At 45.8% G+C, this 18,913-nt stretch carries 19 protein-coding genes; 10 read left to right on the forward strand and 9 right to left on the reverse strand.

Annotation, left to right across the window (positions count from 1 at the left end):
* Positions 1-156: 156 nt before the first annotated feature.
* From AC6I8U_RS19180 to elbB, 5 genes are all read left to right on the forward strand, one after another.
* The gene (locus AC6I8U_RS19180; RefSeq protein WP_498019327.1) at positions 157-1,425 is read left to right on the forward strand and encodes an amino acid deaminase; all 1,269 of its coding nucleotides are present in this window, start codon (positions 157-159) and stop codon (positions 1,423-1,425) included.
* Between the two features lie 10 nt (positions 1,426-1,435).
* Positions 1,436-2,299: a MurR/RpiR family transcriptional regulator gene (locus AC6I8U_RS19185; RefSeq protein ID WP_042469910.1), complete on the forward strand. Its 864-nt coding sequence runs from the start codon at positions 1,436-1,438 to the stop codon at positions 2,297-2,299.
* Positions 2,300-2,461: 162 nt separating this feature from the next.
* Complete coding sequence (locus tag AC6I8U_RS19190) at positions 2,462-2,683, forward strand: hypothetical protein (RefSeq protein ID WP_498019328.1); 222 nt, start codon at positions 2,462-2,464, stop codon at positions 2,681-2,683.
* Complete coding sequence (locus AC6I8U_RS19195; RefSeq protein WP_498019329.1) at positions 2,661-3,920, forward strand: alpha/beta hydrolase; 1,260 nt, start codon at positions 2,661-2,663, stop codon at positions 3,918-3,920. Before AC6I8U_RS19190 ends, AC6I8U_RS19195 begins: the two co-directional genes overlap by 23 nt.
* Positions 3,921-4,037: 117 nt before the next feature.
* Positions 4,038-4,688: an isoprenoid biosynthesis glyoxalase ElbB gene (elbB, locus tag AC6I8U_RS19200; RefSeq protein WP_498019330.1), complete on the forward strand. Its 651-nt coding sequence runs from the start codon at positions 4,038-4,040 to the stop codon at positions 4,686-4,688.
* A 63-nt stretch (positions 4,689-4,751) separates the two neighbouring features.
* On the opposite strand, the gene AC6I8U_RS19205 is transcribed toward elbB, so the two are convergent.
* The 3 genes from AC6I8U_RS19205 to ppiC all read right to left on the reverse strand — a co-directional run bounded on the left by AC6I8U_RS19205 (position 4,752) and on the right by ppiC (position 7,145).
* On the reverse strand, positions 4,752-6,104 hold the full coding sequence (locus AC6I8U_RS19205) for an alpha-amylase family protein (protein WP_498019331.1): 1,353 nt from the start codon (positions 6,102-6,104) through the stop codon (positions 4,752-4,754).
* Positions 6,105-6,465: 361 nt separating this feature from the next.
* Positions 6,466-6,822 (reverse strand): YibL family ribosome-associated protein, encoded by a 357-nt coding sequence (locus AC6I8U_RS19210; protein WP_042469905.1) that lies wholly within the window; start codon positions 6,820-6,822, stop codon positions 6,466-6,468.
* Between the two features lie 44 nt (positions 6,823-6,866).
* Positions 6,867-7,145 (reverse strand): peptidylprolyl isomerase PpiC, encoded by a 279-nt coding sequence (gene ppiC, locus AC6I8U_RS19215; RefSeq protein ID WP_004737764.1) that lies wholly within the window; start codon positions 7,143-7,145, stop codon positions 6,867-6,869.
* 178 nt (positions 7,146-7,323) lie between these two features.
* Between ppiC and AC6I8U_RS19220 the strand changes: the two genes are divergently transcribed.
* Entirely contained in the window at positions 7,324-8,229 is a 906-nt protein-coding gene (locus tag AC6I8U_RS19220) for a chemotaxis protein (protein ID WP_234496321.1), read from the forward strand.
* A 41-nt stretch (positions 8,230-8,270) separates the two neighbouring features.
* Here AC6I8U_RS19220 and AC6I8U_RS19225 read toward each other — a convergent pair whose 3' ends face one another.
* A complete protein-coding gene (locus tag AC6I8U_RS19225; RefSeq protein ID WP_498019332.1) occupies positions 8,271-8,897 on the reverse strand; it encodes a lipid-binding SYLF domain-containing protein in 627 nt (208 codons plus the stop codon).
* A gap of 171 nt (positions 8,898-9,068) precedes the next feature.
* On the opposite strand from AC6I8U_RS19225, the gene mtgA reads away from it, so the two are divergent.
* Complete coding sequence (mtgA, locus tag AC6I8U_RS19230; protein ID WP_498019333.1) at positions 9,069-9,746, forward strand: monofunctional biosynthetic peptidoglycan transglycosylase; 678 nt, start codon at positions 9,069-9,071, stop codon at positions 9,744-9,746.
* Here mtgA and AC6I8U_RS19235 read toward each other — a convergent pair.
* Positions 9,736-10,974 carry a multidrug effflux MFS transporter gene (locus AC6I8U_RS19235; protein WP_498019334.1) on the reverse strand — a complete coding sequence of 413 codons (1,239 nt, stop codon included), beginning with the start codon at positions 10,972-10,974 and terminating at the stop codon, positions 9,736-9,738. The two genes, mtgA and AC6I8U_RS19235, sit on opposite strands and share 11 nt — an antisense overlap.
* Positions 10,975-11,062: 88 nt before the next feature.
* Here AC6I8U_RS19235 and AC6I8U_RS19240 point away from each other — a divergent pair, with 88 nt between their 5' ends.
* Complete coding sequence (locus AC6I8U_RS19240; RefSeq protein ID WP_498019335.1) at positions 11,063-11,959, forward strand: LysR family transcriptional regulator; 897 nt, start codon at positions 11,063-11,065, stop codon at positions 11,957-11,959.
* 54 nt (positions 11,960-12,013) lie between these two features.
* On the opposite strand, the gene AC6I8U_RS19245 is transcribed toward AC6I8U_RS19240, so the two are convergent.
* A complete protein-coding gene (locus AC6I8U_RS19245; RefSeq protein ID WP_128649424.1) occupies positions 12,014-12,250 on the reverse strand; it encodes a hypothetical protein in 237 nt (78 codons plus the stop codon).
* A 205-nt stretch (positions 12,251-12,455) separates the two neighbouring features.
* Here AC6I8U_RS19245 and AC6I8U_RS19250 point away from each other — a divergent pair, with 205 nt between their 5' ends.
* Positions 12,456-13,037 (forward strand): FMN-dependent NADH-azoreductase, encoded by a 582-nt coding sequence (locus AC6I8U_RS19250; protein WP_042469888.1) that lies wholly within the window; start codon positions 12,456-12,458, stop codon positions 13,035-13,037.
* Positions 13,038-13,522: 485 nt separating this feature from the next.
* On the opposite strand, the gene AC6I8U_RS19255 is transcribed toward AC6I8U_RS19250, so the two are convergent.
* Positions 13,523-14,368 (reverse strand): hypothetical protein, encoded by an 846-nt coding sequence (locus AC6I8U_RS19255; RefSeq protein WP_498019336.1) that lies wholly within the window; start codon positions 14,366-14,368, stop codon positions 13,523-13,525.
* Positions 14,369-14,536: 168 nt separating this feature from the next.
* On the opposite strand from AC6I8U_RS19255, the gene AC6I8U_RS19260 reads away from it, so the two are divergent.
* On the forward strand, positions 14,537-15,859 hold the full coding sequence (locus AC6I8U_RS19260; RefSeq protein WP_498019337.1) for a ferredoxin reductase family protein: 1,323 nt from the start codon (positions 14,537-14,539) through the stop codon (positions 15,857-15,859).
* Positions 15,860-15,935: 76 nt separating this feature from the next.
* Here AC6I8U_RS19260 and AC6I8U_RS19265 read toward each other — a convergent pair whose 3' ends face one another.
* Both AC6I8U_RS19265 and hcp read right to left on the reverse strand, forming a co-directional pair.
* Positions 15,936-16,955: an FAD-binding oxidoreductase gene (locus tag AC6I8U_RS19265; protein WP_498019338.1), complete on the reverse strand. Its 1,020-nt coding sequence runs from the start codon at positions 16,953-16,955 to the stop codon at positions 15,936-15,938.
* A gap of 56 nt (positions 16,956-17,011) precedes the next feature.
* Complete coding sequence (hcp, locus tag AC6I8U_RS19270; RefSeq protein WP_498019339.1) at positions 17,012-18,673, reverse strand: hydroxylamine reductase; 1,662 nt, start codon at positions 18,671-18,673, stop codon at positions 17,012-17,014.
* Positions 18,674-18,913: the final 240 nt, after the last annotated feature.

Below are 18,913 nucleotides of genomic sequence, written 5' to 3' on the forward strand. Positions count from 1 at the left end.
CCATAAGAGGTATGTTAGAAACTAACCTGACAAAACTCAGTGACAAATTACACAAAATAACAATCAAAGTTTGATAGTTTCTAACATGACAAATATAATAGAAAGCAACAATCATTAATTATCAGCAACTTAGATCATGTTAGTGCGAGACAACAAATGAAAAACCTATTCACAGAAGATAGAAACAATCACAAAAAACAAGAACTTGATTATGCAATCGGTCACAAAGGCTTGGCGTGTAGTGAAGAAAAAAAGCAGAGTTATAGTTTAATCAATGAAGACATCAGCCTGCCGGCGGCAGTCATTAAACGCAGTCATTTGACGAACAATATGGAGTGGATGCAGAAGTTTGCTAACCATCATGGCGTGAAGCTTTGCCCTCACGGAAAAACCACCATGACGCCTGAGTTTTTTCGTCAGCAACAACAGCATGGCGCTTGGGGCATCACGGTAGCAAGCGCCCCACAAGTTGAAGTCGCCGCTCACAGCGGTATTGCTAACATCATGATGGCGAACCAGTTAGTCGGCAAAGCTAACATGGCTTTGATCCACAGAGTTAAGCGTGATACTGGCGCTAGAGTAATGGTTTGTGTCGATTCAAAACAAAACGTTGAGCAGTTGCAACGCTACTTTGAGCAAACGGTTCACACGATTGAAGTGCTGATCGAATATGGGGTTGAGGGGGGGCGTTGTGGCTGCCGCACCGTAGAAGAAGTCACCGCACTTGCGCAGCTTATCGCAACGCTATCGCACGTTGAACTGGTTGGAATTGAGGTCTATGAGGGCGTTATTCATGGCGGAGACGAAGAGGCGCGAGTACGTCAGTTCCTTTCCAACACACTTGGACTGGCGGCCAGCTTAGTCGCTGATAAACTACTGCCAGCGAAGCCAATCGTCACCGGTGCTGGCTCGGCTTGGTATGATGTCGTTGCCGAAGAGTTTGCTCACTTAGATAACGTTGATGCCATTTTAAGACCAGGTTGCTACGTTATTCACGACACAGGTATCTACCTCGATGCGCAGCACAAAGTGATGCAACGAGCCGAGAAAAACCAAGGATTTGCCTGTGAGCTAGGGGGCGATCTTTCCTCAGCATTAGAGGTCTGGGCTTATGTTATCTCACGCCCAGAAGCTACCAAGGCGATTATTGGACTAGGAAAGAGGGATGTAGCATTCGACGCAGGCTTACCCATCCCAGAGCGCATCTATCGCAATGGCGAAGTACTCAATATCAAAGACCTTGTAGCGACAGATGTGATGGATCAACACACATTTTTATCCATTCCTGAGGACTGCGACCTCCAAGTTGGTGATATCATTGCCTTTTCAACGTCACATCCTTGCCTGACGTTTGATAAGTGGCGTTACATAGCCATCAGTGACGACCAACATAACGTAGACCGTTGGGTCGAGACGGCATTCTAGAGGAAACATTTTGAGCGTAGAAGTAGACATTATTTCTCAGATCACGGAGCGCTACAGCGCGCTTCGTGACGCAGAAAAGAAGGTGGCAGACCTGATCACCGACGATGTGAGCGGTGCCGCAAACGCAAGTATTACAGAGCTTGCGGAACAAGCGAGCGTCAGTGAAGCGACTATTACACGCTTCGCCAAGGCAGTGGGATGCAAAAACGTACGTGACCTGAAAATCAAGCTCGCTCAATCGCTAGCTGTGGGTCAACGTTTCATCATTGAGCCCCCAGTTCAAACTGGGCACCAAGGTATTTATGAGTCGATCAAACAAGCTCTAGATATCAACCGCGCATTAATAAACGAAGCAGACGTCAGCAAAGCCGTGGAACTGCTGCATTCGGCAAGGCAGATCATTGCTATCGGCGTTGGCGGAGGCTCAACCATCACCTCGCAAGAGTTGCAACATCGTTTGTTTCGCCTTGGATACCCGGTTGTATCGTACAATGACGGTCTGTTAACCCGGATGGTGGCAGCGACGGCAGATGCCAACGACGTTATGGTGGTCATCTCTGCAACAGGTCACACACCGATCGTGGTCGAAACCGCAGAAACTGCGAAGCAATATGGGGTTCCTATCATTGCCATTACCCCTTCAGGTTCACCACTGGCTGACTTGAGCGACATCGTGTTACCTATCGTTCATAAAGAGACCGACTTTATCTACAAACCCTCGGCATCTCGATACGCAATGTTGGCTCTTGTTGACGTGCTAGCCATGGAACTTGCCGTGAATCACAAGCGCCGTTCTCGCGACCGCCTACGCCGATTGAAGTTGGCTCTGGATACTCATCGTACGGGCAGTGATCGTCAGCCACTGGGCGATTAACTCTCTCTCCTAAAAAATTTCCCTCCTCCTACCAAACATGAACGCCAATCTGACTAGGCGTTCATGTTTGGTTCATATTCTCTGTCGTATTATTTCGATATCAAGGAGAGATGCCATAAAGACTCATCCATTCTTAAATTCGGTTTTTACAGAGAGGTCATTATGAAACAAGCACTCCTAACTATCAGCGCACTGTTTATCGGTTTTGTTGCAATGATGTTCAGCCTAATCATGGCGATTCCAATGGCGATTGCTGCATACATCACGGGCAACCGTATAAAAAAGCAGTTAGATAAAGAATTCGCTCGTCAGCGTCAGGCTCAAGGTCACTCAACACAAGGAAATACGATAGAGGGTGAATATGAAGAAGTATCGTCCAAATGAATCTAAACGAGAGAAGCGATCACGCCACAAACGAAAAGTGGTGGCGTTAGCGTTCTATCTTGCTGCATTTGTTACAGCAGGTATCTTTGGCTGTTCAACCAAAAACGAAAACCCTTCATTTACGCATTCAACGTCACTACCTAGTTATCAACAAGATAGCTATCAAGGTTACGTGACCGAGACGCAGCAATGGCTCGCCGAAAACAGAGCCTATAAGTCTGACGATCATCAATTGGAAGTGGCTTTGAACAGCCCTTTTGAGGTCACTCCCAACAAACCTAACGGTGAGGCCGTTCTACTCGTGCATGGTTTGGGCGACTCCCCCTACTCTTTTCACGATATCGCACAGCATCTCGCTGATCAAGGCTACTTAGTCAGAGCCATTTTATTGCCTGGTCACGGCAGCAAAGTGGGCGATCTTATCCTACCAAGTTTTGAAGACTGGCGAGGCGTCGTAGACCATCATACCGACCTACTATTAGAAGATTATCCATCGGTTTGGCTTGGCGGTTACTCCACAGGCGCAAACCTAGTCACCTCCAGAGCACTTGAAGATCACCGTGTATCTGGACTCTTGCTGTTTTCTCCGGCTTTCCAGCCAACGTCAACCGCCGTTAAGTACGCAGGTTTTGCAAGCCTGTTCATGCAATGGGCTGACCAAGACCCTGAAGACAATATGCTTCGATACAACTCGCTACCTATGAATGGCGCTGCCGTCTATTACGACACCGTGAGCGAAGTACAAAACAAGCTCGCTGCTCATGACTTCAGTAAGCCAACCGTAATGGTACTCAGTGAGGGTGACAGTGTTGTCGATACAGCCGCAGCCGTTGAATGGTTCAACCGTCAATTTCCAAACCCCGCCAACCGATTGATTTGGCAAGGAGAATCAGCACCCAGTGGCGAGCGAGTTATCCAACAGTCGATGAAACTTCCGAAGTACCGCGTGTCAAATGGCTCTCATATGGGCATGCTTTTCCACCCAAACAACCCCTATTACGGCACCAAAGGAACGGTTGCGATTTGCGACAATGGTCAATCTGAAGAAGGCTACAATGCGTGTCTGAGAGGCGAAGAGATGTGGTATTCATCTTATGGGTATCAAGAGCCGGGTAAAGTGCACGCTCGACTAACCTTTAACCCCTACTTCGAAGAAATGGCAGCGGTACTGGACTCTACGATGGCAGCAACCAAAACCGTTGATGAGGGTTCTTTGCAACACGCTTCCACTCGATAGAAGAATGCTGGTTGATATACTTTTGCTTGATAGAGCACAGAAAAGAAACAAGTAACTCCAACCTTCTGTTAGATAAACTATTATTGATAAAAAACAGTCAACAGGGGTCATTGGTTTATGAAAAAAATAGCAGTAATTCTCAGCGGGTCTGGCGTATTTGACGGTGCGGAAATTCATGAGTCCGTACTTGCGCTTCACGCTGTAGAAAAAGCAGGCGCCACTTGGCACTGCTTCGCGCCAAATGTTGAGCAGCTCCACGTGGTGAATCACCTAACAGGGGAAACAACGGAAGAGTCACGAAATGTTCTTGTTGAAGCAGCTCGAATAGCAAGAGGCAATATCGAAGATGTTGCAAAGCTTAATGTCGATGACTTTGATGCTCTGCTTGTACCTGGTGGCTTTGGCGCTGCTAAAAACCTAACAGACTTTGCTATCAACGGTGCAGAGTGTTCAATCAATGCTGACGTTGCCGCTGCATGTCGTGCATTCAAGGATGCGAATAAGCCCGCGGGTTACCTCTGTATTGCGCCTGTCATCATCCCAATGGTCTATCCAGAGTCAGTAAAAGGTACGATAGGCAATGACGATGGCACCGCAGCTGGCTTTAATGGCCTTGGTGGCCAACATGTTGATTGTCCAGTCGACGATATTGTGTTCGATGAAGAAAACAACGTACTGTCGACGCCTGCATATATGCTCGCTAATAGCATTTCAGACGCGGCAAGTGGTATCGATAAACTGGTAACTAAACTCGTTGCGCTAGCTTAACCCGAAATCAAAAAAGCCCCTACTATCCAGCAGGGGCTTTCTCAATCAATATCTTTTCACTTCTCAAGCGATAGTAAGCACTTCAGCACTCATAGGCTCAATGTGCAGTGCACCACCAGCTTCAACGACTGCGCCAGAGAAAATGGACGTCAGTGTCTTAGATTCATTCAGTGCGATCACTTTGCTGCGCGAAGATTTATTGATGACGACGACACCTTTATCGCCGCGACGGTAAGCGAGAAGATCTTCGTTTGCTTCAATCACCTCAGCACTTGATTCGTGTACTGTATTGTAAAAATGAATAAGCTTCGCCAGTTTAGGATCTTTCCAGCTATCGACCCACCTTGGTAGACCTTTCGCATTTTTGATCCCACTCGGATCAAGGTCACTGTAAATCAGCGGAACCCCCTCCCCGCGAGTCAAAATATAAACATATGCCAGCCATTCATCCGACTCTTCCATAACCATGTTGCTAAACACATCATTGTTTGGAATATCATGGGTAGTTACAAACGTGATAGAGCGCTCATGCGTTAACGCCTGACCAAAACAGTATGGGTCGATCAAGGATGTGAGACTGCCTTCTTTCGATGAAAAGGCGTCAAAAATGGTCTTAAACAACGGGAAGTCGTAAGCAGCAAGGCGAGTTTCCTCTAGATACGGCTGAAGGAATAACTCGTACTCTTCTTCCGTCGCGCCGCCGTCGGTAATGATCTCACCGAATACGTGCATACCCTCAGTAATATCTTTGGTGAACACCTTTTTGATGTGCTCTAGCGTCAAATGCTTGGCGGCATCGATACGATAGCCACGTACGCCAAGGTCTTTCATAGCTAGCAAGTAAGCTTGCTGCTGCGCAATCACGTGATCGCTTGTTCTGAGTGTTGGTAAACCTGGATCCTCTGGACCACCAGTAAGACGACCATTTTGAACTTCCCAGCGATCTTTCCAGTTTTCGATACCAAACGCTTCAACAAAATCTTCTTCAGTAAAAAGTGGCTTGCTGAGATCGCCAAACAGCTTCTGCTGCTCAAAGTAAGTCGAATGATCTTGGTAGTTCGTCATATCTTGAGCGCTAGGATACTGAAGGTCGAGCCTTTGACTCGATTCATTCGCCATATGATTAAAGACCACATCAATATAAACCCATAAGCCGAGTTCATTGAGGGCATCCATCATGACTTTGAAGTCTTCGGTGTTACCTAGCTTGTTATCGATAACTCGATAGTCTTGCGGCTGGTAAAGTTGCCACCAGAGGACCTCTTTCTCACTTCGATATGACTTCATTGGCGGTGAAACCAGCACTGTCTTGTACCCACAAGCTTTGATTTCCTGAGCTCTCTCAGTTACCAATGCATATGGCCAATCGAACGCATGAAGAATCACGTTACTCTGACTAGTGGTAGTGTTAGACATTTAAATCGCCTTTGTTATTTGGAATTACGTCAATAAAGACAAATTATAGTGACTGAGGAAACGTAGGGCTCATCCCCCGACCGCTTTATCTTGTATTAGAAAGTGGGCGTAGATAAAAAATTAAGATGATATTTTAGAGCATCTCTAAAGTTATCGTCATAACACTATGAAATATAAATACATTTCGACCTGAATAAGAAACATTTTGTCACACCCGTTACGAAATGGTTAAATCTCTAGCTTCCTAAGCCGTGAGCCGTGTCACAGCACGTATCAACGTAACTGTATCGAAAAACCACGTCTGTCAGGTACAAAAAAGGCGCACTAGCTAACTAGTGCGCCTTTGAAAAAGAAATAATGATTAGAATGGCTTAGGAGCGTAGCCAGTCATTACCTTCAGCTTCAGCTCTTTGCCAATTTTAGTCATTGGGTGAACCACAACTAAGCCTTTTACTGACTTTTTCAGTTTACCCATATCAGCCTGTTCGGCTTTGGTAATTTCACGAGAGAATGGCATGTCGAGCAAGCTTTTGCGCTCTTTGTTCATGTCATAGCTCTGCTTGTGTTTCATTTGAGCGATCTTTTTGGTGATTTTATCAATCTCATCCGTAAAGCGTGAGATCAACTCATTGTCGCCACGAGATTTCGCGCCATCCAACTTGTACTTACACTTGTCGAGGCGGTTATTTAGTTTTTGAAGTTCTTGTTTCATGCTCATGGCGTTAACCCGTATGCTATTAAATTTTATGGAATAATACTCTATTAAGTGCGATATAAGACTTTTACAACATGCCAGCCAAACTTAGTCTTCACCAGATGAGGGACAAGCGTTTCACCCGAAAAGCACACCTTATCAAACTGTGGCACCATTTGACCCTTGCGGAACTCACCCAGGTCCCCCCCTTTCTTGCCAGATGGACACGTAGAGTATTTTTTTGCAAGCGTTTGAAACTTAGCGCCTTTCTTAAGCTGTTTAATGATATCTTCAGCTTGTTCTTTGTGTTTTACCAAAATGTGAAGTGCTGCCGCAGTTCTTGCCATGGTATGCCTCTGTGTTCTCGCGAGTATGGGATGATAAGTGGCGCAGAGTGTAATCTAAACTGAGATGTAAATCACGTTTACTTTTCACGCAGTTAAACTTTTCTAATGATCTGCCGCATTAACTTTTAGCGATAAAGTTTATAAAATCAACCTATTGGTGATTAGAGTAAGAATTCAAATGAAAGCAAGCATCAGTAAGGCTAATCAATCTCAGGGCATGTTGTTGTTTACCCTTAACATGCAAAAGCAGCGTTTTGCCATTGGTACGCTCAAGGTGCGTGAAATTGTGCCTTTTATGCCGACTACGCAAATCCCATATTCACACCAGCATGTTGTGGGGACGGTCAGCATACGTGGGCTTACTGTACCCGTCATCGATATGGCTGCTGCTATCGGGTTCCGACCTATCGCCCCTGAAGAGTACAACAGTACCTATCTGGTCGTGACCGACTGCCTTCGCACGGTGGTGGCGTTTATGGTCCGAGATATCGATAAAATCATCGAGTGCGATTGGAAGTCCATTGAGCCCGCACCAGAGAGCAGTGGTAAAAATGTGTTCGTCACGGGTGTGACACGCTTTAATGATCAGATTGTTCAGCTTCTTGATGTGGAGCTTCTGCTTTCTAAGATCTATCCGCAATATGCCGATACCAAGATCCCGATGCTTACCGACGTGCAGCGCGAGAGAATAAAGGCGCTTAATATTCTGCTTGTCGACGACTCATCCATCGCAAGAAAACAACTGGGTGATGCGCTAAACCAAATCAGCATTCCATTCGATCTCTGCAAAGATGGCAACAGTGCACTTGAATTTATGCGTGCAAAAGCCTCGCGAAATGACGCGATAGATATTCTCGTGAGTGATATTGAGATGCCGGGGCTGGATGGCTATGAACTCGCCTTTGAAGTACAAAATGACCCTGCACTTGGTCACGCTTATCGTATTTTACACACCTCACTTTCAAGTGAAATGTGTACCGAAAGAGCCCATCAGGTAGGGGCGCATGAAGCGCTGGTGAAGTTTAATGCCGGCGAATTGATCGAAGCCATGTTGCGAGGCGCAGAGAGTCTCACCGCTAACTAGCCATGACGCCTCTTTTAGAGGCGTCATTTATTTCTATTCAACTATTCCGCGTCATAGTTGTTATTTGGGGCAAATGAGAATCCCTGACCACCGATCGATGCTTCGTACATCAGGCCACCTTTAGTCATAGTAAACACAGCCATACCATTGATGTAAGTTGCTTTACTCTGCTTATCACCCGCTTGTGCTCCCGCTCCTGTTGAACCTGCTTGTGCGCTCGCTCCAAGTGTCAGAGCCACCGCTGATGCTTGCGCACCAAATTCAAAGCTACCGCTCGTAAAGGCGTAGTAATCCGCTTTACTCTCGAAGAAGATGATTTCGCTATAGGCCTGAGCGCCCAACTGCAAACCGATACTAAGCTGCGCTAATGTCGAATCGCCAACGTGTGTACCTTGACGATAAACCTGACCTTCGCCATAAGATCCGCCGATACCAAACCCGCCTTTGCCGACGGTCGGGAACACAGCATAACCATACGCATTTTCAAAAAACGGCTGCGTGGCTTCCGCTTGCTTAAACTTATTGAGAGTGGCTTCATATTTACTGCTAGATTCTGAAGACGCAGTGTTTTGTACTTTATTAACATCTTGTTGAGCCTCCTCAGCAAATACGCTAGGAGTAACGGCAATACATACTGCAAGCAGTAAAGGTGAGACTTTGACGAACATGTGCTTTCCTTGTTTTTTTGATAGGCAACGTTAGTTAAGATACTAACTCATTGGATATGCACAACGTTAGACGATGAAGGATTTTAATAGTTCAACAATCAAGCTCGGTATTTTTGCCTCAGTCTGCGTTTCAACCTAAACTAAAGAGTCGCTCTTGACTCCTGTAAGGCAATGAAAACTATGCTAAAGAAGCTATTGCTCAACTTGGTTTGTATCGTACTCGGCGTTCCATTGCTCTTAGTGCTGTTTTTTAAGTTTGTTAATCCACCCATTTGGGGGTGGAAAATAGCGCGCACCCTATCTCCCCCAAACGGGTACCCTGAACAGACTTATCATCAATGGGTATCCATCTCTAATATCAGTCCAAACATGCCCAAAGCTGTGATCGCTTCTGAGGATCAAAAATTTCCATCTCATTCAGGTGTTGATTTTCAAGCCCTGTTTAGTGTTATCGCACAAAGTGGCTCATCGGGACCAGCACGAGGCGCAAGCACCATCACCCAACAGACAGCAAAAAATGTGTTTTTGTTTCCGAGTCAAACCTATGTGCGTAAAGCTTACGAGCTGTATATCGCGATGCTGCTTGAGCTGATCTGGGGCAAAGAGAGAATCATGGAAGTTTACCTCAACGTCATCGAGTTTGGACCGGGCATTTATGGCGTCGAAGCCGCGAGCCAGCAGTTCTTCGAAATTCAATCAAAAGAACTCACTGCCATTCAAGCGGCTCAACTTGCCGTCGTGTTACCGAATCCATACAGAATGCAGCCTACTCCCATGTCTGATTATGTGAACAAGAGAACACACTGGGTTGTCAATCAAATGAATAACTTAGGGCCGCTTACTCTCTAACGCGTGAGGGCGTCTCAACATCACTAGCAGAACTAACGCCTTGCCCAAAACGTCGTATTTGGCTCATCAGCAACACGACGACCATGATTAGAGCGGACATCAAATAAAAACGTCCTAGTGAATCTTGTGTGGTTACCCACTGTTCAACCAAATATCCGCCAAAAACACCGGCAATGACCATTTGAATTGAGCCCGATAATGCAGAAACGGCACCGGCTTGCTCTTTATGTGGCCCAAGCAGCAGCGATATAGAAATAGGAAATGAAAGTCCTTGAGCCACCGTGAGCCAAGTAAATGCGAACAATAAGTTGAAGACGGTCATCTCGGTCATCATCAGCCAAAGACCAGATAAGCTCATAATGATGATTGCAAGAAACAAGATCCAACTGGTCGAGAAGAACCGATTGAGGATATTGAGCGACACACTACCCATCATCAACCCTGCCGAAGGTATGATCATAACAGATCCATATTCGGCGGCCGTCAGCCCCAACTCATGCTGCATAAGGAATGGAAACAGGCTTAACGTCACTACTGCTCCAAGGTAACTTATCCAGTTATAACTCGCGCTGCCTATGACTTGAGGGTTGACCATTAGCTTGGCGTAATTGCTCATAACTAGACTAGGTCGAAACGGTCTCGGCTGATAAGGCAGAGTCTCAGGTAAAATAAACCAACCTAAAACAAAGATAGCGACAAGATAAATCAATACAAAAACAAACACCGCCTCCCAACTAAGGTGAAACGCAATCCATCCACCGAAAACAGGCGCGATAATTGGCATGACTGAAGCAGTGACTGAGATGTAAGAAAGTGCCTTAGTAAGTTGCTTGCCATCATAGCTGTCTCTGAGCACACTTCGTCCAAGTACTGATGCGCTCCCCGCTCCCAAGCCTTGCAACAAGCGTCCGATCTCCAGCGCGGTAAAATGTTCGTTAAGGACAATACACAGCACAGTCCCCAGCAGATACACACCTTGCCCTAAGATAAAAACAGGGCGCCGGCCAATCGCGTCAGAGAGCGGGCCATAAAAGAGTTGTGATAAGCCAAAACCAACCAAAAATAGTGTAACAAGCATCTGCACATCAGCATGGCCGATGGATAAAGACTCGCTGATAAGAGGCAGCGAAGGCAAGTAAATACTCACGCCGACTTGGCCCGTTGCAATGATCATCATTGCGAGCAACATAGGGGTTTTGTTGAAGGATTTATTGTGTTTTTTATTCATACACTCATTCTATATTGCGTATGAATCATTGATAATACACTATAAAGGAAACAGAATACGTCCTATCAGGAAACAATAAGAGGTCTTCATGGATTGGATATCGTGTATTAACACCTACATTCGTGTCGTAGAAGAAGGCAGTTTCAATGGTGCGGCTCGCCGACTCAATACCACCAGCTCAGCAATCAGCAAACGCATACATTGGATTGAAGACCGCATCGGCGTACAGCTTCTCAAACGAACAACCAGATCCGTAACGCAAACCGAAGCGGGCGCCCTATTTTATCAGCGCGCTAAAGACTCTTTGGATCGCTTTCAGTCGATTATTGACGAAACTCGCTCGGTCAACGAAACGCCAGCAGGTCTGCTTAAGATTGGCGCAACCATAGCGGTCGGCTCTAAGTTCTTGGTTCAATACCTGAACGACTTTCTCGCTCAATACCCGGACATACGAATCCAGTTGACAACCACCGCGCCTGGTGAACTGCCAACCAGTAATCTCGACGTATTTATAAGTCGTGAGTTGGAGACACTCAACTCATTGAGCATGAGGCAAACGGCACTTTTTGAACAAAGAATTGGCTTTTACGCTGCCCCCTCTTACATAGAAGAGTTTGGCGCACCAAAAACCGTCGAAGAGCTTAAACAGCACAACATTCTTATTTGGGGAGAACGCCCACAACGCGAATACAAGATATCAAAAAGCCAACGAATCATGCTCTCAGGAAACTTCGCGACGACTAACCCAGAAGCCCTCTTCTACGCAGCCAAAAATGGTATGGGTGTGTTGATCAGCAACGATGTAATGATCAAAGAAGACGTCAAAACCGGCGCATTGATACACGTTCTGCCCGAAATTCAAGCAATGGACTCGACTGTCTATGCCTACTATCCAAAGCTAGATTACGAACACACTCGAACCAAACTGTTTCTCGATTACATCAAAATGCGACTATCTCAGTCGAACGATGAGAGGGGAGCGTAATGGCTCCCGATCCAATGAGTGAGTAATCCCTCTAAACTCATGCTCAATATTGGGTCATGCAGCACTAGTAAAGTGCAACTTCGCCTTAGCAAAAAGAAGCTCTAAACCATAGATAGCAGCAAAGAGACAAGAGAAGAACCATGCCGACTGAACAGCAATAACAAACCAGCTATTCTTCCATTCAAGTGCTGTATTTACAATCACTTGCATGCCAGTAAAATACACTGCAACACCAACAATTAGCGCCACCAACAAAGACATCACCGTAAGAATTGGAAACCATTTCGCCATAAGATACTCCTGATAGATATGGTAAGTTCAAAGATTCTTTGTAAGTTGCTGCATTAATAATGCCACTTTTTATGTGGTTATTTTCTTGTTCGATTTTTTCGAACTAGATACTCAAACAAAGCGGCTTATCAGTTCTCTATCTCACATCTAAACTGGGCACATTGATAGGAAAGCGAGCAATGCTTTCATTAAAGAGGATAACCCCATGTCTAATACACTTGTTTTGAAATCGAGCATTCTTGGCGACTACTCACAATCTAACCAGATTATTGAGCAAGCGATTGAAGGTAAATCCAACGTTACTATTCGCGATCTCGCAGCAGAGCCTGTTCCTGTTTTGGATATGGCAGTAGCAACCGCATTGCGAAGCACTGGCGACGACCTAAGCGATGAGCTTAAGGCAATTGTTAAACTGTCTGACGAGCTAATCGCAGAGCTTCAGAACGCTGAAAAAGTGGTCATCGCAGCACCGATGTACAACTTTATGATCCCTACGCAGCTAAAAAACTATTTCGATCTCATTGCTCGTGCTGGCGTGACATTCAAGTACACGGAGACAGGTCCTGTTGGTCTGATTAAAGACAAAAAGGTTGTGGTAGTCACCACTCGTGGCGGTATTCACAAAGACACGCCTCGCGACAGTATGCATGATTACCTTGCAACGATTCTTGGCTTCCTTGGTATGACGGATGTCGAGTTCGTATACGCTGAAGCACTCAACATGGGTGATGAGCCAGCAGCAGAGAATCGCGCGTCAGCATTGGAAGCACTTGCTCCACTCGTGTAATCGCGTAGACAAAATAGAGTGATGAGTGACGTTTACAGACATTCATCACTTCTTCTGTACATTTCCCAACCCCACAGTTCAAATTCCATACAAACCTACGACAGTTCTCCACGGATATAACTGCACGCCCGTGCAATAATTGACGAGTCCACTTTTTGGGGGAGTCGCGTTGGTCGTTTTCTTCACTTTCTTTCTAAGCCTATATTACTTAATCGCTTTTCCTGGCGGGGTTCGCGCCTACCAGAGAGGTCAATTGAGCTTAGGGGACGCATTTCTACCGCTTAGCGTATTCGCTACATGGTCACTGCTTGCGACGTCAGGAATTGGCGCACAAAGCTTGGGCAATCTTGTTGAGCTCGTCTTTTTACTGGGCGCTTCGGTCGCTCTTTTTTACATCAGGCTTTGGTACGTCAAACTTCACCCTACAAACGCAGCACTGTCTTTGATTGCCCTCTACTGCATCGTCATAACGCTTGTTGTACTGACTAGGATGAGCTTTCCGTTGATACCTGAATAGCTTGCAGTTTAACTCGCAGCGCTTCTGCAAACTCTCTAAGTTGGCGGGCGTTATCTGCGTGTAAAGGGTCACCACAAGCTCTGCCATTGTTGGTAATCTCAGGGCTGGAGTAAATTGAGAGCAGCTCGGACTCATAACTCATTATGGTTCCCGCACCGCCACACTGATACCCTCGCGCATAGGGCTTCAACCTGTCTTTATTAATGTCTGAGGTATGCTTTTCTAAAGATTCATCCAGTACTTTGAACCAAGAACGGTCATCGTGCCAAGCCCAAGATAAATGCCCTAATTCATGCTCTAGCGTGTACTCGTCAGCGTGTTCAGACAACAAAAAGAACTGGCTATTTACATCAGGGTTGGTCGTACCAATGGTGTATTCCTCAAAATAACCATCGTCGTCCGCTAGGATGACGCCATAAAAATGATTCGGGGAAGATTCAATGTATCGATGTTTTTCTTCTCCAATCAGTTCAGCTAAATCTTCCCTAATCTTGTCGATATCAAACAGAGCTCTACCACTAAAATCCACCACTGAAACCTCGGCTACGCTCCGCTTCATCGGTATGCAAGAGTTTTTCATGATGACATTACTTTTTCTCACGGAGCGCTCAATCTCACTCGTGACCTCTTCTAGACCATAGTTCTCAATCATGGTTTTCGACACAAAGAAAAAAATCGGCGTTTCGACAAGCTCTCCCATCGAACACTCTGGCAACCTCATACCTGGTTTATCAACTTTGTAGAACACCGGAATCAGAGTTAATGACAAACAGAACATAATTATTAGGCTTTGAATAGACAGCAGTTTTTTCATCTTAATATGCACTTTAGCTGATATTGTTTAATCCTAACCTAGAGATGAGATGAATAGTGATTAAACCTCGCTAAAGCCAACCTAGCTCAAGCATTTACATTGATTTACCTAGCATGACGTTGCCTTACATAGCATGGAGTAGAGTTAAAACCCAACAGGAGCGTTATTATGAAAAAACTCTATTCTATGGTGCTCGCCCTCGTGTTGGTGGTCACCTTTATCTGGTTTCAAGCCGAGCCCTCATTGCTAGACTATGAGAGCTTTATGCCGTGGCGAAGCGCATTACTACAACTCACTGGAATCGTTTCAGTATTGTTTCTGACCCTTACCATGTTGCTGGCACTGCGACTTCCCGTCCTTGAAAATCTTACTCGAGGGTTAGATAAATCATATCGTCTACACAAGTGGACAGCGATATATGGCGTCATCATAGGCGCAATGCACTGGCTTTTAGCTATTGTGCCGAAACAGCTCGTTAGCGCTGGATATATGGAGCGTCCGCAACGCGGTTCACCGGCCTCGATCGACCCAGACTCACTTTATGCTGTGATTCAACCACTTCGCGGCAGCGCTGAAGCCATGGGAGAATGGATGCTGTATCTGTTTATTGCTCTTACGTTATTAGCGCTGTTTACTCCAGTAAAATACAAGGTGTTTAAATGGACGCACAAGTTGATGACCATTGCGTTCGTCGTCATTGGCTACCACTCACTTGTATTGTTGAAACACGCGTATTGGGATAATGCGATCACACCAATTACTGTTGTTATCGTTTTAGCGGGCGTTATCGCCGCGTTGTGGAGCTTATTAGGAAAGATTGGGAACAGCCGCAAGCACATAGGCTCGATTGTCGACGTCCACTTCAACGAAGAGAACTCGACGACTGAGGTGGTGGCACAACTTCCATCTTGGAAAGGGCATCAATCCGGTCAATTTGCGTTTATAAAACTTGGTGATGAAGAGCCTCATCCTTTCACCATCGCGTCGTTCGATAAGGGAAATCAGCAAGTGGGCTTTTTGGTCAAAGCATTAGGAGACTTTACCTCCGACATTCAGAACCAAGTGTCCGTAGGTCAACAAGTCGAAGTGGAAGGACCGTATGGTCGATTTAATTTCAACGACAACAGAAAACAAATTTGGATTGCAGGAGGCATAGGCTGCGCAGCGTTTAAAGCGCGTCTAGAGGAGCTCGCGACATCGAAGTCTAATGACAACGTCGTGTTCTACTATTGTACCCAAGCACCATCAAAATCCTTGATTCGGGAAATGGAGATCGCGGCTGCCAAAGCAAACGTCGAGTTTCATGTCATAGATAATCGACTTAAACCGTTTTTGTCTATCGAGCAGATACACCAAAAACACCCTGATTTGGCGGAGCGCAGCATCTGGTTTTGTGGTCCTGTAGGGTTTAAAAATGCCCTGCTAACACAGCTCAAAACATTAAAGCTTGACGCTTCCATGTTCCACTCAGAGTTGTTTAACTTCCGATAGCCCTATGCTTCTCGTTTAAACGCAGGGACAAAAAAGGCGCTTAACTCGCGCCTTTTTTGTCAATCTTAGCCAGCTATTAGTTAAGGCTTACCTCTAAATCAGACTTGATAGTACTCGAACATGCCAACACATAGCCATTCGCTCTATCTTCATCTGACAAGGTTTCAAAGCTTGTAGACTCAACCTGACCAACCTTCACTTTGCACTTGCACGAACCACAGATGCCACTTCGGCACGCAGCGATGACAGGCACTCCACCTTTCTCGAGCGCATCGATCAGTAAGCTACCTTCATCCGCTTCCAGTTCCATACCAAAATCTGGCACTGCAACTTTTACCACGCTTTCTCCAACCTCAGCATTCAACTGGGTAGGAGTAAAACTTTCTTGATGGAACTGGGACATATCAAATTGTGCTTGTTCGAGGGCTGATTTGACCGCTTCCATAAAGCCTGTAGGGCCACACAAATAGACGGTACGATCTCGAAAATCCGCCACTAACTTGTTAATCCATTCGAGGCTTATCATGCCTTGTGGAAAGGTCGTCCCAGCATTGTCTTCAAGCAGCATGTTGAGATGAAACTGATCCACCGTTCGGTTTAGCTCAACAAGCCTGTCAAAATAGATGGCGTCTTGCTTACTCTTAGCGAGGTGAAAAAACTCAATATCAATATTTGTATCTTGCACCAGCCACTGGTCAACCATCGACATAATCGGTGTCACACCACAGCCAGCACTCAGCATCAGCACTTTCTGTTTTGGAACGCAATCAACACTATTAAACTGCCCAACCGGCGCTTGCGCATCTACCTTACTTCCTACCGAAAGGCTGTCAACAATATGGTTAGAGACCAAACCGTTAGGGACACGCTTAACAGTAAACTTAAGACGTTGTTCACCTGGTACTGAGCTGATCGAATAGGCGCGAAACGTCTTGTTCCCATCGATATCAAACCCAAGTGAAGAAAACTGTCCTGCCTTGAAGTCGAACGAATCTTGCTCAGAGTCACTCGATAGCTCGAATGACACCGAATCTGGCGTCTCAAACCATTTCTTGGTGCAGGTTAGTTGAATTGTCTCTGAATCGGACCATGCCATTTTGCTTCTCCTAATAAAGAAATGACGCCCAAAGGCGTCATTTCCGTCACCTACGTTTACGCTGCCAGAATCGTTTTTAAGTCTTCTTCCACGGTTGTAATACCGCGCATGTCGAACTTATCTTGCAGAATGCCCATTAGGTTGTCGGTTAGAAATGCAGGCGCTGTTGGACCGGTATAAATACCTTTCACACCCAGTGCTAACAAGGTCAGTAGAATCACGATCGCCTTTTGCTCGAACCAAGAAAGCACCAGTGTCAGAGGCAGTTCGTTGATATCGCAATCGAACTCATTTGCCAGAGCAAGCGCGAGTTGGATTGCTGAATAAGCATCATTACATTGACCGACATCCAACAGACGCGGGATACCGTTGATGTCGCCAAACTGATTTTTATTGAAGCGGAATTTACCACAAGCCAAAGTCAAAATAACGCTGTCTTCTGGCGCCTGAGCAGTAAAGTCTGTGTAGTAGCTACGCTCAGATTTGTCACCATCACAACCGCCGACAAGGAAGAAGTGCTTAATCGCGCCCGCTTTCACTTGCTCTACTACTGCTGGAGCTGCTTGCATCAACGCATTACGACCAAAACCAACCGTGATCATGTGCTCGATTTCGTCATGCTGGAAGCCATCTTGAGCTAGCGCACAGTCGATCACTTGTTTGAAATCATCACCTTCAATGTGAGCAACACCTGGCCAACCTACGATACTACGCGTGAACAAGCGGTCGGCGTATTGGCCGACATTCGGATTGAGCAGGCAGTTGGAGGTCATCACAATCGCACCAGGGAAGTTCGCGAACTCTTTCTGCTGGTTTTGCCAAGCGCTACCATAGTTGCCAACAAGGTGTGGGTATTTTTTCAGCTCAGGATAAGCGTGAGCAGGAAGCATCTCACCATTGGTGTAGACATTAATACCCAAGCCTTCGGTTTGCTGAAGGATCTTCTCTAAATCGTGCAGGTCATGACCAGACACAAGGATACACTTACCTTTAACGGTCTTTACATTCACTTGCGTTGGCTCAGGATGACCGAAGGTGTCAGTTTCACCTTTATCGAGCATCTCCATGATTTTGTAGTTCATCAAACCAATCTGCATTGAGGTATTAAGCAGTGGCTCAAGGTCAACGGGGTCAGTGCCTAGCCAAGCCATGATTTGATGATATTCACCATACACAGCTTCGTCGGTCTGAGACAATACGCGCGCATGCTCAAGGTAAGCAGCCGCGCCTTTTAGACCATATAGGCAAAGTAAACGCAGACCAATCACATCCTCGTGCAGGCTGTCATGACCACGGTTGACTGCTGCGGTAGGGGCAAACTCTAGTAGTGCCTCTTTTGTAGTTGGTAGCTCAAATTTCGCCGCAGGAGATAGCGCATCGATGGCAATACCTTTGACCAGAGATGCGGCTTGTACTTGCTGCTGAAGGCGAGTTTTATATTCCGCCGCTAGATTAGAGAGCTCGATGATACGCTCTGGGTCAAAGTTAACGTTAGTTAGTGTAGAGAAGAAGGCTCTCGGCGCCCACTGGTCTATTTCTTGGTCAACAATACCAAATTTACGACCTTGGTCAGCCCAGAATGAAACACCCTGCAGGGTATACACTAATACGTCTTGTAGGTCGGAGACTTCTGACGTTTTGCCACACATACCTTGTGTGTATGAACACCCCTTAGAGACAGGGGTTTGAATAGTTTGCTCGCATTGAATACAGAACATAATAAGGACTCCAGTATTTTAAGTCGTGCTTTGGTACTTAGCCAAAGCTGATTATTTCCTGAAGCCCATATAGCATTTCGCATGCCAATTTTTATCTTATTGTTTTTATTAAAATTAACATAGTAACAACATTAAAAGTGTGTCTAATAGACCTTATTCAAAATCGATAAATAAAAACACAAATGAGTCATAATGACTACTAACTGAGTGCTTTTGCTATGGTGCACGGAGTATCCACAA

The sequence above is a fragment of the Vibrio sp. KUL80 genome, assembly GCF_059725495.1.